We start from the raw sequence: 16,684 nt of genomic DNA on the forward strand, positions 1-16,684 counted from the left end.
TGCAGGTTCGGGCCGGCGAAGATTATTTTGCAGACAGAAACATTTTAATAACACCCAATGGTACCGCTTATCAGCCAGACGGAGCTATGACAGATGAAAACATCAAATCAACTGAACTGAATGTGGATGCCATCATCGGAAAACAATTTAAGATTAACAAAAACTTCAACGTTTCCGCTTTGGCGGGGGTAAACTCAAGGAAGGCCGTTATCGACCGGATTGATGCAACCGGTAACACTTTTCAAACTCCCTATTTATACACGGTGGGTAATTTGGCCAGTCCTACAGAATTCACCAGCAATCCTGTAGTGGTAAATAAATCCATCTACGGAACACTTGATTTTTCTTATAAAAATTATTTATACCTCAGTGCTACAGGGCGCAACGACTGGTACTCAACTTTGGCACCGGGCGAGACAAATTATTTTTATCCCTCTGTAAGCGGATCATTTGTTTTTTCCGAACTGTTACATGTGCCCGGTATGGACATTGGTAAAATAAGAGTTGGTTATGCAAATGTGGGTGGCGAAGCCGATTTGCCTTATCAAACGCTATTAGGCTACAATAATATTGGTAACCTCAATGGATTCACGATCGGCAATATCTCTAATGGTGGTACGGTTCCAAATGCACACTTACAACCTTCCTCAATTTAAGAATTTGAAGTAGGTACTGAACTCACTTTTTTTAATAACAGGCTGCATGTGGATGCCGCATATTACAATAAGAAAGTAAGCAAAGAAGTGATACCTGCGGTTACTTCTGGTACATCGGGATACAGTGCAGTATTGTTAAACTCTGGTATCATAAAAAATAAGGGTTTGGAATTTTTGGTATCAGGCGTACTGGTAAAAACAAAAACCTTTAGCTGGACTGAAATGCTTAACCTCACTTACAACAACAATAAAGTGCTGGCACTTTCTTCCGGCGCAGGCAATTATCCATTGGGATATTCACGGCCGGTGAAGACCTTGGATTGGGGGTAGCATACATTTCGCAAAATTTAGGCAAATCTGCCTACCAGATATATGTGGCAGATCCACAGCGGGATAATAAAGGCAATATTGTTATAGACCCTGCAACCAGTGCACCCATTGCAGGCACCGATTACGTGAATGTTGGGTCAGGTATCGATCCATGGTCTACAGGCATCACGAGTGAATTAAAATACAAACATTTTAATTTTTCCTTTTTGATTGACGGTAAGTTTGGTGCAAAAATATTTTCAGGCACCAACTGGTATGGGTATCAGTATGGTCTTTCAAAATTAACACTTCCGGGAGGAGACTTACGGTATGGAACCAACCAACTTTATCCGCAGGAATATTATGCGCTTGCAGGCAATAACAATCCGGCAATTTTTATTTATGATGCCAGTTTTATTAAATTAAGACAGATCATATTTGGGTATACTTTCCCGGTAAATATGTTCAACAATAAGATACAAGGCATCACCCTCAGCTTTGTTGCCAGAAATGTATTTACTATTAAGAAACATGTGCCTGGCATTGATCCTGAATCAAATTATTCAAACGGTCCACAGGGTATTGAACAGGCACAGGTTCCCTACACCCGGACATTCGGGCTTAACTTAAATGTGAAATTTTAAGATGATTGTTAAAACAAATAATACAAAACTTAACATGAGATTACTATCCATTTACCTGCTTACAGGCGCAATCATTTTACTTAGGGTAACATCCTGCAAAAAAGCTGACCTGCTGAAAACCAATACGGACCCTAACTCTGTATCAGTTGATTTATTTGACGCAAATAATATATTAACCGCTACCCAGCTATATTACACGGGCAGCACAGACAATGCAATTGAGGTAGAGGAAACGGAGATACAGGGAGCCGGTTGTTTTATTCAGCATTGGGCATCTACTTCCGGCTATTTTTTTGGCGACAAATATTTGTTTAGTCCCGGCGGCTGGGGTTCTTTTTTTGACCATGCTTATACTACACAAGTAAAGTACGCGGTAGATCTTTATACCAATACAATTGGCAAAGAGCAATACAAAAATCTGCACCAGATTTCCCGGATAATGAAAGCACTGGTGTTTGAACGCATTACCGATGTGTACGGAGATGTTCCCTATTTTCAGGCGGGTCAGGCTTACCACGGCTCTGTTTATTTTCCCGTACATAATAAGCAGCAGGATATTTATACTGACTTGCTAAAGGAAGTAGAACAGGCAACGGACAGCCTTGACGAAAATGCGGACAAACCAAAGGGTGATGTATTTTACACCGGCAGTAACGACCAGATAGCTGCCTGGAAAAGATTTGGCAACACCTTACTGCTGCGCATGGCCATGCGCTTAACCAAAGTTGATCCAGCAACGGCACAGGCGTACGTTAATAAGGTGCAGGGACTTACCATGGCCAGCAATGATGACAATGCCATTGTTAAGCACGGCACAAATGATCCGCTTACCATCAACCGCATTTACCGCGGCATTGGTGGGGATGGCGCTATTCAGCTCTCAGGACAAATAAGCAAGACGTTCATTGATTTTTTAAAAAATAACCACGATCCAAAGCTGCCGGTTTTGTCGTATGTTTATCCCACAGATTTTTCACCCGGCGGACCAACAAATGGTGGCTCAGCTGCTCCTGCAGATCGGGCAGGATTACCAAATGGCTACGATGCAGGTAATACTTCTCACGGTATTATAAATTTTCCGGGTTACCTGGGCAATACCAATTTATATTCACGTCCAGGCACCATCATCTTTAATAATACAGCTCCAACATTGATATTAACTTATGCAGAATCTGAATTGCTATTGGCAGATGCAGGAGCCCGATGGCATATTGGCGATGCGGAAGCACACTATCAAAATGGAGTGATTGCAGCCATAACATCTTTATCTGCTTATGGCGATGCCGGTACTATTAGCGTTGAAAATGCCCAGGCTTATTATGATGCACATCCTTACAATGATGCAAAAGGTATAGAAATGATTAATACACAATTTTGGGCCGCCACCTTTTTTAATGAGTATGAAGCCTGGAGCAATTACCGCCGCACAGGCTACCCGGTATTAATGCCAGTCAACTATCCGGGCAGTCAGTCACCTGGTGCAATATCCCACCGGATGGCTTATTCCACTGTTGACAAACAAGTGAATTCAACCAATTACAATGCTGCTGTAAGTGCACTTACCGGGGGAGATAAAATTACCAGCCGCATGTGGTGGGATAAATAAAAGTGGATATCCTTTTATTCTTCCTTGATTACCCGTACCGGCCCAAGCAAGCCGGAAGGTACCAATGGATCATCTTTGGTAAAATAATTCCAGGTGGTAAAACAATACCTGCCTTTTGAAGGCCTTGGTTGCTTTTTCAAAAACCAATCGGGGAATTTTTTTATATACTTTCCGCTGTTGTAAAAATACTGGTTGGGTAACCATTCGCAATCATCCGGTTCCTGTTCATCACCAATCAGCCGGTTAGCCCAAACATTTGTTACCGAAATTTCTAATTGATTGTTGGTTGGTTTAAGCAGGGAGGAAGGCAATTGCAGGCGCCATGGAGCAGTCCACAGCACGCCGAGATCTTTACCATTTAACCTGATGTGAGCTACATGTTTTACTATTCCCAAATCCAATAACAAAGTTGACCTGCCTGAAATTTCCATAGCAGGAACATTGAAAGTGGTATGATAAACGGCGGTACCGCTAAAATATTTTATACCGTTTGTTGTGCTTAAAGTCCAGTCTCGCAACGAAACAAATGTTACTGGTAAAGCAGGCCCACCCCAGGCTTTATCAAACTGAACCGTCCATGGGTTGGTTAGGTTAACAACTTCTTTAAATGTAGAGAAATTGCTTTTCAGGTTTTGCATTCTCTTATGTACTTTATGGCGAAAAATAATAAAACAACTTTGCGCATCCTCAAAACTTAGCAGAATAATTGTTTTTCCATCCCGTTCTTCAAACGAGTTAATGATGCGCATTGTACCGGATACGGGATCCCACAATTCGGGTTGCATACCTTTAACTTTAAAGCTGCACGTGGCTTTACCCGGCCAACGGCTGGTATTGGCGACAAAGTAAATATTGGTTGCTAAATTGTTGCGGTGTATGTATTTCACTGCAATACTATCGGTTACATCCGTTGCGGCAAAATCATTTTCCGCAGCCGCAAATTGTCCCCACTGAAGCAATGCCTGACAGCGCTGCCAGTATTTTACCAGGCCAGACGCTTCCTTCCACCATGTTTGCGTACGGTCAAAATGGGTGCCCCATTGCCCCATAGCGTTTCCGGGCAGGTAACGTTCATCCCAGGGCTGATGGGTAAATCTGTGAATCACAATACGGTTTACGCCGGCACAAAAGGCAGCATCACCAATAGGTTTTAACCAACCCGGGTATTCACTCCATTTGCTGTCTGCCGGCTGCCCGGTAAAAGCCTCCGACTCTATTAAATTATGTCCCGACTTGCGCAAAGCCGCAACAGTTGGGTCCAGTTCGTATGGAGTATAGGTTCCTTTTTCAGTCCAAAATTCAGTCATAACATGATGTACCAGGGGCATCACATCATCCTGCCGCCAGGGGCCACCGTAAGGTTCGCTTAAGAATGTTAGTTTAGCCTCTTTTAGTTTTTTTGAAAGAATAGTAAAGTAAACATCTTTGTAAAGGTCTTTCACCGTAGCGGTAAAATCTTTATCCACTCTTACAGAATCCTTGCGGCTTTCAACAATACGGCCGGCAAAGATGGGCAAGTAGGGCACCAGGTCGTACCCCCTGCGTTGTAAAAACGCTTCCCGCATTTTTGGTGTCCAGGTGGGCGTACCTGCTTCATAGCTGTCGAAGTGTACATGTGTAAAGCCGGTGCCAATTAAATCTCCTACATGCTTTTTTATTTCAGTAATGATATGGTCAATGTGAAAACTTACTGCGGTTTCACTCATTTTATCACATTCCAATCCTGTTGCCTGGGGCTGTGCAGGCTGAATAAGCGCCCCCATGGTGGTATGACCAAAACGGTAAATAATCCATTCTCCGGCTGGCGCATCCCAGTCCAATTGCCCGTTAGGCTGTAGCCTGGATGATAGATCAATTACACTCGATTTGAGTGCAATTCCTTCCGCAGGCAAAGCCAATACCGCAATATCAGCGTAGTAAGTTTGCCTTGCAGTTATCACAGGTTTCTCTGTTAATCCAGTGGCCAGATTAAAAACAGGAAAGGGCATATTGGATCGGGGATTTACCGACGGTTTATTTAACTGAATACTGATATGAGCGTTGCCTGATAGTTTTTTGCTGGTACTCCAGCAAAGTTCCTGCATCGAAAGTTCGGGGGTAATCCATGGGCCACCGCTGGTTTCATATCCTGAGCCATTGAACATGCCAAAATCCATTCCAAGCCGTTTTGATTCCTCTGCCGCAAAACGAACCATCTTCCACCAGGGCTCCGTCCAGGAAATTAATTCGGGTGTGGGCGATTTTTCAATAATGGCGCTCCAGGGATTTACTGCATCAGCAAGACTAAACATGGTTGTTCTGTTGAAGCCCTGTTTTTTTAACGCTTCCAGATCTTTTGTGATTCCTTTTTTATCGATATTAGTACCCATCCACATCCAAAGTACTCCCGGCTTTGCTGTAGCCGGCGGATGTAAAAAACTTGTTTCAGGATTATTGTATTCAGCATGCTTTGTTTTTAAAGACTGCGCATTTAAAATCGCAGTTATAAAAACAACGTGGATCATCATCAGAACTTTCTTCATTTTAAGTAAGGTATTTAAACTTTGTTTATGTGCCCAACAGTTACCAACGCAGCAGTATTCAATACAACTGTACGTATTGCCGCAGGTTTATATAGTTGAAAAAGGCAGCTATGCTAGCCACAGGCTAATTTAACAAGGAAGTTAAAATAAAATGTTGAGAAAAGATCTGCAACAGGTTACCGAAGATAATATCAGTAAAGTATTGTTGGTATTTGTAATAAAACGAACAATATTAATATTCCAAAATTCATTGAATGGAACAATAAAGCCGGCATTTGCCGGCTTTATGAAAGATGATTCTGTCTAAAATGACGCCTCTTTTAGCCAATAGTCAGTGCGGCAAAGGAGATTCGAACTCCCATGCCCTTACGAGCGTTACCACCTCAAGGTAGTGCGTCTACCAATTTCGCCATCGCCGCTTTTACAGAACATGCAAATTAATGTAAAAATTTATTAAAATGAGTAAGGTTATTCCTTCGCCATAAATAATTGGCTTCTTCTTATCTTGTAAAAAAATAGACCGATGGCAAATAATATAAAATGCCCCAACTGCGGGCATGTGTTTGATGTAGAGAGTGTACTGGCGGCGGATATAGAGCAAAAATACCAGCAGCAGTACCAGGATAGATTAAACCAGTCTTTAACCAAAATGGAAGAAGACAAAAGAAAACTGGCTGCCGATCTGCAACAGTTTGAAGAAAAGAAGAAAAAAGAAAATGAGTTGTTTGCGCAAAAATTGCAGCAGGAAAAACTGAAGATGGAAACAGAAATACAGGAGCAGATGAGGAAAAGTATTTCAGCTGATTATGAAAACAAACTACAGTTGCTGCAAATTAACAACAACGATAATGAAGAAAAATTAAAAGAAGCGAGAAAAAAAGAACTGGAATTTTTACGAAAAGAACAGCAGTTAAAAAATAAGGAAGCCGAACTGGAAATAATCCTGCAAAAGAAATTACAGGAAGAAAGAATCAACCTAACCGAACAAATACGGCGCCAGGAGAATGAAAGAAATTTATTAAAAGAAACAAGTTACCAGTTGAAGTTAAAGGAGAAGGATTTGCAACTGGATGAACAAAAAAAATTAGTGGATGAAATGAAACGCAGGGCAGAACAAAGTTCTATGCAACGCCAGGGAGAAGTGCAGGAACTATTACTGGAAAGCATTTTGAAAGAAATCTTTCCGTTTGATATTATTGAAGAAGTGGGCAAAGGTGTTGAAGGTGCCGATTGCATCCAGGTGGTGCGCAACAGCAGCGGCACCCCTTGTGGAAAAATTATCTATGAAAGCAAACGTACCAAAACCTGGAGCAACAATTGGGTAGATAAATTAAAGGCTGATATGCGTAACCGCGGTGCTGATGTGGCCATTTTAGTTACCCAGGCTTTTCCGAAAGATATGGAAAGGTTTGGTGAAAAAGATGGTATCTGGATATGCAGTTTTACAGAGGTAAACAGTGTGGCACATTTACTTCGCAAAGGAATTCTTACGGTGCATGAGATACAAAGAAGCGAAGAAAATAAAGGCGATAAAATGCAGTTGCTGTATAATTATTTAACGGGCAATGAATTTAAAGGACAAATTGAAGCAATTGCTGAAGGCTTTAAAGCTATGAGGGAAAGTATTATTAAGGAGCGCATGCAAATGGAAAAATTATGGAAGGAACGTGAAAAGCAACTTGAAAAAGTATTGATCAGCACCAGTGGTATGTATGGTTCGGTAAAAGGAATTGCAGGCGCATCGGTTGGTAATATCCCATTACTGGATGGAGTAGAAAGTGATTTACCGGAAAATTAAAATAGCTTTACCATGGCAGGTATTTGTCCCGATCTTGCCATTTCAGGGTTGGCAAGACCGGGGAAAAATCTAAATAAAATTACAGCGTACTTATCATTATCCTTTATTGGCTAACTGCCCGCAGGCCGCATCAATGTCTTTACCACGGCTTCTTCTAACCCGTACGTTTACCCGGTTTTTGGCAAGATAATCAGTGAACCTTTGGGTAGCATCTTCGTTAGGCTTTGTAAATTTGGCGCCTTCAATGGGATTGTATTCAATTACATTTACAAGATGTGTTGGAATCTGCCGGTACACTTTTACCAGGGCTTCTGCATCTTCCATACTATCATTCACATCCTTAAAAAGAATGTATTCCAAGGTAATGTCGTTCTTTGTTTTATCATAAAAATAATTCAGCGCTTCTACCAATGCCGCAATGTTATTGGTTTCGTTGATGGGCATTATCTGGTTGCGTTTTTTATCATCTGCCGCATGTAAAGAAAGCGCAAGATTAAATCGTACCCTGTCATCGCCCAACTGTTTGATCATTTTAGAAACACCTGCCGTAGATACCGTAATTCTTTTCGGGCTCATTGCCATACCATCATTGGCTATCAGGCGGTCGATTGCTTGTAAAACATTTTTATAATTCAGTAAGGGCTCTCCCATGCCCATAAAAACCACGTTGGATAATTTTTTGTCGAAGCTTTTTTCACTCTGCTGGTTAAGCAATACTACCTGGTTGTATATTTCATCATAGTCCAGGTTTCTTTTTCTTTCCATGGTTCCGGTAGCACAAAACTTACAGCTGAGGCTGCAGCCAATTTGCGACGATACGCAGGCCGTATTTCTTTTTTCCGTAGGTATCAATACCCCTTCAATCATGTGGCCGTCATAGGTCATAAACCGCGATTTTACAGTACCATCGCTGCTGAACTGCGTAGCATTTACCGTAAGTGCAGGCATCGTAAATTTTTCGGTCATTTTCAGTCGCAGTTCTTTCGAAAGATCAGTCATTTCCTCAAAACTTTGCGCCCCTCTTTTCCATATCCACTCATGTACCTGTTTTGTACGGAATTTTTTTTCGCCGATGGTTTCAAAATATTTCGCTAATTCTTCCACACCCAGGTGGCGTATGTTTTGTTTAACTGCTGTCATTTTGCAAAGATACCGTAACTAAGTTTATTGCCAATTGAAGAGTAATAGATCGCTGGCTATTATGTATTTATCAACAGTGAAGGGCTTAGTGGTAAGCGTTATTACACCTTGATTGTGAGCGTGAACGTGTTCTGACTGGTATCATTACAAAAAAAATTTCTTCCAAAAAAATCATAGGTTATAAATCCGGTGTATTTTGAAGATATTCGTTGAGCAGGTAAAACACCAACGTAAATTTGATTACTTTTTTTTACTAAAACAACTGGAGCAAATGCATCAATTTTAAAAAACTTCTGTTTCATAATACCATTTGCCGTTTCACTCTTAACACTTCTGATACTATCTTTTATTTCATTCTCCCCACAAATAAAAGGTATTGATTTCAATAGTAGCATTGGCATTTTCTGAAGCTAAAATCAATTTTAAGCCGTGCCATCTTCATTTCGCCATAATGGACATTTTTGAAGTTTTTTTTTAAGTATTTTTTAAGTTGAAAAAACCTGCAAACATCATCAAACGCATTTCCAAACTAAATTTTTAAAATTACACTGCGGGAATTTTATTTTTGATTTTTTTAATCGGATAAAGTCAATACTACAAAAGGTTTTATGGATTTTCTATTCACCAAATGTACATTAACCTTAGAAACACAACAGCAAAGAAGTGCTGACAAACAACTTCATCCTGTTTAGTTTAATAGCGATAACAAATACTTAAAAATAATTACCTGTATAGCAGCCTGGTTAAAAAAAAACAGATTGTTATTATTTTTGCTTTACTTTGCGCTCTACAACAGAAAAGTCGTCCTGTTTCTGCAATTGAGTATCCCATTTATAAAGCCGTAGATTTCCTCCTATTTTAAATCTGATTTATTTAATTTAAAAAAAATAACAGATGAACAAGAATTGGTATCTGGTATACACTAAGTCCGGGCGTGATAAAAAAGTAGCTGCTCAATTAACAAAAAAGAAAATAGAAAATTATTACCCACTTAACCGCATTATAAAAATTGAGCGGAACAGGGCGAGGATCTCTTTTGAACCTTTGTTTCCCTCCTTTGTGTTTGTTTATATTTCTGAGAATGAAATAACTACCATCCGCAACATTGATTCCGTGATTAATTTTATGTATTGGCTGGAAAATCCCGCTGTTTTTAAAGAAGATGAAATTGAGACTATGAGGTCATTCACTACCCAGTTTTCTAATATTACTCCACACAAAATTAGTGTTGATGGCAAAGAGCGGGCAGCGGCATTAAGGGAATATCACAACGATTTAAATAATAACGATACAACGGATACAATAATAAAAGACAGGTACAAATTGTTGCTTCCTTCGCTGGGATATACCATGATGGCTGAAAAGGAAAGATTAACAAACGATGTATTTAAATTTAACTTTGACGAAATTAAATCTGCTTCTTAAAGTATAGTTATTCAATTAATACACTTTCATTCGTATCGTGTTGGCGTGTTTTTACTGCACATTGGCTGGTTGTTAGGTAAAGGCAATATTTTTAATGGTCTTATAATACCCCCCAAGCCGATTTTTTTACGAAGATGTTCAACCAAACCTTACTGGCACGCAAACTTTACAGTAACCGGTCCTGAAACAAATATGAAAATCATTGGTGAAATTCCGCAAACAGGTTTCTATTTTTGCCCCTTGGCCGCAGAAAATTTTACTACCGCATTATTGATGGGACTTACTGTGTTTAAATAGGCATAAATGGCTTTCAGGTCTTCATCGTGCATCCTTCCGTACATCGTCCACGGCATGATAGAATTAAATTCTCCCGGTTGCAATTTGGTGCTCAATGTTGCTGAATCAGAACGGCTATGAAAGAGATTTAAAAAGATATCTTCAGTCCATTTACCAATACCGGTTGTTGCATCGGGAGTAATATTGCCTGAACGCACAACACTTCCATCCGGGAAAGGGAATTCTCTGCCTCCACCAAATTCTGTTCCAGCAACTAATTTACCTTTCTCAAATTTTGTGTGGCATTCCATACAAGCGGCCGCATTGATCATGTATTTTCCATAATTCACCTTGTCCGTTTTCGCCGGCATTTTAGTGAAAGAGGCTTTTACTGGAATCGTGTTGATGATAATGCTCATTGGAAAATCGGGTGAGGAGGTTTGTACTTCATTTTTAATCGGGCTTAATGTGCGGATATAAGCTATAATACTTTTAATGTCATCTTCATCCATTCGTCCATAATTATGATAGGGCATTATCGGAAACATTGCTTTTCCCTCTTTGTTTACACCTGTAGTAATCACCCTGAAAAGTTCCCCATCTGTATACCTGCTAATTCCTTCGGGAGTTATGTTTCTGGCGTAAAAAGCACCGGGAAAGCCAAATTTCTGATCAAATATTTCTCCTCCTTCTCCTTTGGTTCCGTCAATGGGAGGGCCTGAAAACCTCGTCCAGTCCCGTTTTGAATGGCAGTCAATACAAATGGTTACATGGTTGGCAAGGTACTCGCCTCTTGCTACCCGTTCTGGTGTTTGGTCAATTTTCATTTGTGGCGCTGCACCTACATTTGGCAAAGCAACTTTTATATAGCTTGCGGTTGCAACAATAATTAACACAATGATGATAATAAACAAACCAGCTATTTTTTTAAACTTTTTCATGATGGAGCAATGGGCATTTAATGTGTGAAAAAGATATTGATTTTTTACAAAAAAAGCAAAAAATAGAGTGGATATTTTGAAAAAATATAATATTAAAGTTTTCAAATATTGTTTGGCAGTTTTTGGGTTTATAATGGAAAACCCATGCTGATCATTAAAACATAATAAAAACGGTTACATAACAACCGCAGGCCCCCATAGAAATTTTATTTTAAAGTGAAATATTTGCGCATTTATGATAAATTATTTTAGGAGTAATAATTTATTTAACCGGGCCTAAAACAATAATCACATAAAATATCACTTACAATGGCCGGACTATACTATACCCTTGCGTATTGCTGATATCATTGCATATTAACCCGGGATCAAGTCTATTGGGTCTTAATAATGTAAGCTGAATTTTCTTGTAAAGTTGCATTTCAACGATTGATAATTTCCTTCGCCCTTTCTATCATTTCAGGGGCAGGAATATTTTTCAACTTTTCAATTTCAAATGATGCCGGCATAGTATCCAGTTCTTTCAATTCAATTCATTTTCTTTCCCTGCTTTTTGTAATTGCTCTTTTAAAAGCCTGACCTTTTCAAAATCCCGTATGCCCTCAATTAATTTTTCAAAGCGGATGGAAGTCAAAGGGCCGGGATATACCTGATAAGTATCACCCGCTGGCCATGCCGTAAACCTGCTGTCTGCTATGGAATTTTTTGGCCAGCTGTTATAGGCCCAGCGCAGATAACCCGTAAAACCTTTAGCTGCGGCATACCAACCCAGCCAAACCTGTTCTGCCGGGGGAGAAAAAGTAAAGCCATTGGGATAAGCTTCTGCACAACAAGTATAGAAAGTGGTAGGTTTTCCCCCTTTTTTTCTTTTAGATGTTTTGTAAAATCCTTTAGCATAACACCCCAATGCGCATTGTATTCAACAGAGCCGGGTTTTGCATTTAATACAGTGTCTTTCATAAAGCTTTCATCATAATATTGAAATGAAAGCTTCCAGGGAATCATGGTATAGCAGTTGATGCGATTGTTAATACGGCAACTCCTAACAAAAGAAATATACCGGTCAAACAAACTATAATCATACACCCAGGTTCCGTCTTTTTTCTTTATCCATTTAATAAGGCTGGGGAAATCATCAAATGTCTGGTGGCCCCAGGGCTCGTTAATGATACTGGCAGTGATACATTTTTGCACCGCTGCTGCCAGCATGGAATAGTAAGGACGCATTTTATCGAAATGTATTTTGCTCCACAATGCTACTTTATTTATCCTTGCTATAGCCACCGCATGCTGCCAGAGATCCAGGTCAAATTTCCATTCAGCAGGTGGGGGCAATATTTTATCCAGTACATTTAAAGATATTTTCATCCTGTATTTTTTTCGGGCATTAACGGTAACAAAACCTGTATACAACCTAGGTTTCGTGGTAGCAGGCACGCTGATACTTAACCACACTGGCTGCACGATTTTTTTATTAACTGCTTAGAAGTTATCGGGTCAATCACATCGGCTACCAACGAGGAATCAAAATCCTGTGGCTTGCGATTACCACAACCGCCGGCAAATTCATCGGTAATTACATAGCTGAGAAAACCAGCAGTGATATTTTTTGCTGTTATCTTATTATCTTTTTTATTGGTAAGCCCGCTGATAGCAACACTTAGCTTTGCAATGTTCTGGTTACTCCATACCAGTATTTGTGTATGCACTTTCTCTCCCCTCCAGGCAACAGCATTCCATTGATTTTGCTGTTTTAGTTGCGGAACCCGCGTTTGCGCAAAACGAATATTACTGCTGGCAAAGCTTATATAGCTGTCATTATTTAATTGATTCCATTCTGCCGGCTGTGCACTTGCAATATCTGAAACTAAAAGAGCGGATAAAAGAAAAATATATTTCATGGTAGAAAATGTTTGAATAATTAAGCTTGAAAATACAATATTTAATATTAAAGTGCCGCATTAGAAGCACGTCTACAACTTAGTATCGCCTGCAGATTTTTAAATAAGTCTTTCTCCCGGCAAGGTCCCCAAACGGACTTAATCTGGGGCGGGAACATTGCTTCTATAATAACTATGGATACGTCTGTAAATTTGGTTGAAGTATTTTGGTTCAATTGTTTTGTGCCTCCAAAAGAAAAAGATTTTATTTATCTAATAAAATACCGTGTCGGACTTTATGCAGAGATCCAATAATTCTGGTGATTTTTTAAGCAACAATTCTTTTCATTTTAGGTACCAGCAGCTGCATAATAATCCATGCAATTACATAGGCAACACTACATACCAGAAACATGATTAAATATCCTGTTTCAATATGTCCGTCTGCCTTATAATAATCAAATAAATTACCGGCAGTTTTTGCAATCAGAATACCACCCAATGCTCCAAACATACCGCCAATGCCGGTTACAGAAGCTACGGCTGTTTTGGGAAACAGGTCGCTCACGGTGGTATAAATATTAGCGCTCCATGCCTGGTGCGCCGACATTGCCAAACCGATAATTAACACGGCCAGCCACATATTGATACTGCCCAGGTATTGCGCGGATACAACTGGTAATGCACAGCAGGCATAAATTACCATCGCTGTTTTACGGGCACGAAAAACTGTCCATCCTTTTTTAATAAAATACATGGGCAACCATCCACCCACAATACTGCCGATGGTAGCCATTGTATAAGCAAGCGCAACCGGTAATGCAATTTGGGTGTTGGTTAAACCATATTGCTTTTCCAAAAAATCGGGCAACCAAAAAAGATAAAACCACCAAACAGGATCTGTTAAAAATTTACCCACAGCAAAAGCCCAGGTTTGTCTATAGCCAAGCAATTGAGCCCAGCTTAATTTTATTGAATCACTGTTTCCGGTTGATGAACTTTCATCCTCATCGCTGTGAATATATTCGTACTCTGCCTGTGATAATTTTTTATGTTTACCGGGAACTTCATACACCAACAACCATAATATCAGCCAAATGAAACCTGTTAAACCCGTAAGAATAAAAGCCCATTGCCAGCCCCATATTACTACAATAAAAGGAACAGTCAACGGCGCAAGGATAGCACCAATGTTTGCACCCGAATTAAATATTCCGGTAGCCAATGCCCTTTCCTTTTTTGGAAACCATTCTGCTACTGTTTTTATTGCCGCAGGAAAATTACCGGCTTCAGTAATACCCAATGCACCTCTTGCTACAAAAAATCCAAACGTGCTGGTTGCCGCCGCATGTGCTATTGCTGCCACACTCCACAATGCGGTTGCCAAACCATATCCAATTTTTGTTCCCAGCTTATCAATCAACCTTCCTGCACCCAATAAACCTACTGCATAACACAATTGAAATGCCACTACAATATTGGCATAGTCTGTTTCATTCCAAGTGAACTCTTTTGATAAAGTAGATTTTAATAAACTGATGACAGACCTGTCTAAATAATTGATAGTAGTGGCAAAAAACACCAAACCACAAATCGTCCACCTGTATTTTCCGATTGATTGTTGCATATCGTTCACTAGTTTTTGTGCCTGACTTTATACTATATTTTATATTATTTATTATTTTCAGCCAGGCTTCTTAAAATACCGAGTTCTACGCCACGAATTTCAGCGAGCCCTCTTAATCTTCCAATGGCAGAATAACCAGGATTTGTTTTTTTGTTTAAGTCATCCAGCATCTGGTGCCCATGATCTGGCCGAAACGGAATTGAAACATTTCTTTCCTTCATCACCTGTACAATTTCTTTTATCACCGCATACATATCTACATCACCTTCCAGGTGATTGTCTTCATAAAAATCCCCGTCCCCATTACGTTTTGTACTGCGCAAGTGAAGGAAATTTATCCGGTCACCAAACTGTTTCACCATGGCCGGCAAATCATTTTCTGCCCTTACTCCAAATGAACCGGTGCAAAAGCACAAGCCGTTGTTAGGTGAAGGCACAGCAGCTATTAAAGCTTCAATATCATCGGCAGTACTTACTACTCTTGGCAAACCCAAAATAGCATAAGGTGGATCATCCGGATGTATCACCATCTTTACACCGCATTCATCAGCAACAGGTATTATTTGTTGTAAAAAATAGATAAGATGGTTTCGCAATGTAACTGCATCAATCGCATCATATTTATCCAGTGCCTGCTGAAACTGTTCTAACGAAAAACTCTCTTCGCTTCCGGGTAATCCTGCAATAATATTTCGTTGCAATAATTTTTTCTCTTCCTCATCCATTGCTGAAAATCTATTTTCCGCTCTTGCCATTTCTTCTGCTGTATAATCGTTTTGTGCATTCTTTCTTTTCAACATAAAAACATCAAAGGCAACAAAAGCAGCTTTTTCAAATCGCAAAGCTTTGCTTCCATCTTTAACAGTATAACTTAAATCAGTTCTTGTCCAGTCTAGCACCGGCATAAAGTTGTAGGTTACAATTTTTATATTACAATCAGCCAGGTTTTTGATAGACTGTTTGTAATTTTCAATATAGGTTTCAAAACCTGCACTTTGTGTTTTGATCGCTTCGTGTACCGGCACACTCTCCACCACATTCCAGGTTAATCCTATGGCTTCAATTTCTTTTCTACGCTTATTAATTTCTTCCACTGTCCAGATTGCTCCGTTAGGAATATGATGCAGCGCCGTAACAATGCCGGTGCAGCCAGCTTGCTTTATATCCATTAAACTAACCGGATCTTTAGGGCCATACCAACGCATGGTTTGCTGCATTCTGTTATCTGTGTTTTTGTAAGAAGGAAAAGGATTTTCCTCCATCTCCCGAAATGACGTGACAGGCTCTTCAAAAGAAGGGCTTCTGAATATTCTGACACTAGAAACGTTCTTCATTATAACGATTTTTAATAGGTTAATGAATTTGCTGATTTTTATATTTGCACATTTTCAAATTTGTACATTTTCGAAACCTTACTAAACTTTGTGCAACCTCTAACTACAAATATATCTGAACCTGTAGCAAAAAAAAGGAGTTGCCTGATAAATAAATAAAGGCTACTTAAAATCATCCGCCTCACAAAATATTTTAAAGCGTGTATGTTGAATTGCCGCCAGCGTTCTGTTGGTATAACTGCTATCGGAGTTTGCAAGCAGGCTGTGGTTTTAAACCGCTAAAAAAAACCTGAGCTGTTGAATTACTCTTTTTATTTTATCACCATGCCGCTTGGATATTTCCACCGCAAACTATTTGGAACCCAGTATAGCAAAGGCTATTTACTTGACTGGCCATAGTTCATTGCTGAAAAACTTACTTTACCACCGACTAAAAACTGGTCTTTTTTTATTTGGCTATTGGCAATGAAAAGAGAAAGCAATTTAAAAAGTTTCATAAAGCATATTTAGTTTGGTGAATGATGAA

General features: G+C 39.6%; 12 protein-coding genes, 1 tRNA gene and 3 pseudogenes. 7 read left to right on the forward strand and 9 right to left on the reverse strand.

The annotated features are described in order from the left end of the window. From H7254_RS21395 to H7254_RS01990, 4 genes and pseudogenes are all read left to right on the forward strand, one after another. Positions 1-656, forward strand: a pseudogene (locus tag H7254_RS21395) (hypothetical protein); the annotation flags it as partial. 15 nt (positions 657-671) lie between these two features. Continuing rightward, positions 672-986, forward strand: a pseudogene (locus H7254_RS21400) (hypothetical protein); the annotation flags it as partial. A gap of 44 nt (positions 987-1,030) precedes the next feature. Next, positions 1,031-1,609 carry a hypothetical protein gene (locus H7254_RS01985; RefSeq protein WP_301931390.1) on the forward strand — a complete coding sequence of 193 codons (579 nt, stop codon included), beginning with the start codon at positions 1,031-1,033 and terminating at the stop codon, positions 1,607-1,609. Between the two features lie 34 nt (positions 1,610-1,643). Continuing rightward, complete coding sequence (locus tag H7254_RS01990) at positions 1,644-3,215, forward strand: SusD/RagB family nutrient-binding outer membrane lipoprotein (protein ID WP_301931391.1); 1,572 nt, start codon at positions 1,644-1,646, stop codon at positions 3,213-3,215. A gap of 14 nt (positions 3,216-3,229) precedes the next feature. On the opposite strand, the gene H7254_RS01995 is transcribed toward H7254_RS01990, so the two are convergent. Continuing rightward, a complete protein-coding gene (locus tag H7254_RS01995; protein ID WP_301931392.1) occupies positions 3,230-5,737 on the reverse strand; it encodes a glycosyl hydrolase in 2,508 nt (835 codons plus the stop codon). A gap of 151 nt (positions 5,738-5,888) precedes the next feature. Here H7254_RS01995 and H7254_RS02000 point away from each other — a divergent pair, with 151 nt between their 5' ends. Continuing rightward, positions 5,889-6,044, forward strand: coding sequence for a hypothetical protein (locus tag H7254_RS02000; RefSeq protein WP_301931393.1), 156 nt, complete (start codon positions 5,889-5,891; stop codon positions 6,042-6,044). A 28-nt stretch (positions 6,045-6,072) separates the two neighbouring features. Here the strand turns inward: H7254_RS02000 and H7254_RS02005 are convergent. Continuing rightward, positions 6,073-6,156 (reverse strand) — tRNA-Leu (locus H7254_RS02005). A gap of 104 nt (positions 6,157-6,260) precedes the next feature. Here H7254_RS02005 and H7254_RS02010 point away from each other — a divergent pair. Beyond that, a complete protein-coding gene (locus tag H7254_RS02010; protein WP_301931395.1) occupies positions 6,261-7,535 on the forward strand; it encodes a DUF2130 domain-containing protein in 1,275 nt (424 codons plus the stop codon). Between the two features lie 96 nt (positions 7,536-7,631). Here the strand turns inward: H7254_RS02010 and rlmN are convergent, their stop codons facing one another. Then, positions 7,632-8,675, reverse strand: coding sequence for a 23S rRNA (adenine(2503)-C(2))-methyltransferase RlmN (gene rlmN / locus H7254_RS02015; protein ID WP_301931396.1), 1,044 nt, complete (start codon positions 8,673-8,675; stop codon positions 7,632-7,634). An 894-nt stretch (positions 8,676-9,569) separates the two neighbouring features. Between rlmN and H7254_RS02020 the strand changes: the two genes are divergently transcribed. Beyond that, entirely contained in the window at positions 9,570-10,100 is a 531-nt protein-coding gene (locus tag H7254_RS02020) for a transcription termination/antitermination protein NusG (RefSeq protein ID WP_301931397.1), read from the forward strand. Between the two features lie 227 nt (positions 10,101-10,327). On the opposite strand, the gene H7254_RS02025 is transcribed toward H7254_RS02020, so the two are convergent. The 6 genes and pseudogenes from H7254_RS02025 to uxuA form a co-directional block, all read right to left on the reverse strand. Continuing rightward, positions 10,328-11,317: a c-type cytochrome gene (locus H7254_RS02025; protein ID WP_301931398.1), complete on the reverse strand. Its 990-nt coding sequence runs from the start codon at positions 11,315-11,317 to the stop codon at positions 10,328-10,330. A gap of 523 nt (positions 11,318-11,840) precedes the next feature. Next, positions 11,841-12,224, reverse strand: coding sequence for a DUF4091 domain-containing protein (locus tag H7254_RS21405; protein ID WP_367875412.1), 384 nt, complete (start codon positions 12,222-12,224; stop codon positions 11,841-11,843). An 11-nt stretch (positions 12,225-12,235) separates the two neighbouring features. After that, positions 12,236-12,685 (reverse strand): annotated as a pseudogene (locus H7254_RS02030) (glycoside hydrolase domain-containing protein); the annotation flags it as partial. 77 nt (positions 12,686-12,762) lie between these two features. Then, positions 12,763-13,218 (reverse strand): hypothetical protein, encoded by a 456-nt coding sequence (locus tag H7254_RS02035; RefSeq protein ID WP_301931400.1) that lies wholly within the window; start codon positions 13,216-13,218, stop codon positions 12,763-12,765. Positions 13,219-13,525: 307 nt separating this feature from the next. Next, a complete protein-coding gene (locus H7254_RS02040; protein WP_301931401.1) occupies positions 13,526-14,824 on the reverse strand; it encodes an MFS transporter in 1,299 nt (432 codons plus the stop codon). Between the two features lie 44 nt (positions 14,825-14,868). Further along, a complete protein-coding gene (gene uxuA / locus H7254_RS02045) occupies positions 14,869-16,158 on the reverse strand; it encodes a mannonate dehydratase (RefSeq protein WP_367875413.1) in 1,290 nt (429 codons plus the stop codon). Positions 16,159-16,684: the final 526 nt, after the last annotated feature.

Source organism: Ferruginibacter sp., assembly GCF_014377975.1.
Lineage (GTDB): Bacteria > Bacteroidota > Bacteroidia > Chitinophagales > Chitinophagaceae > Ferruginibacter.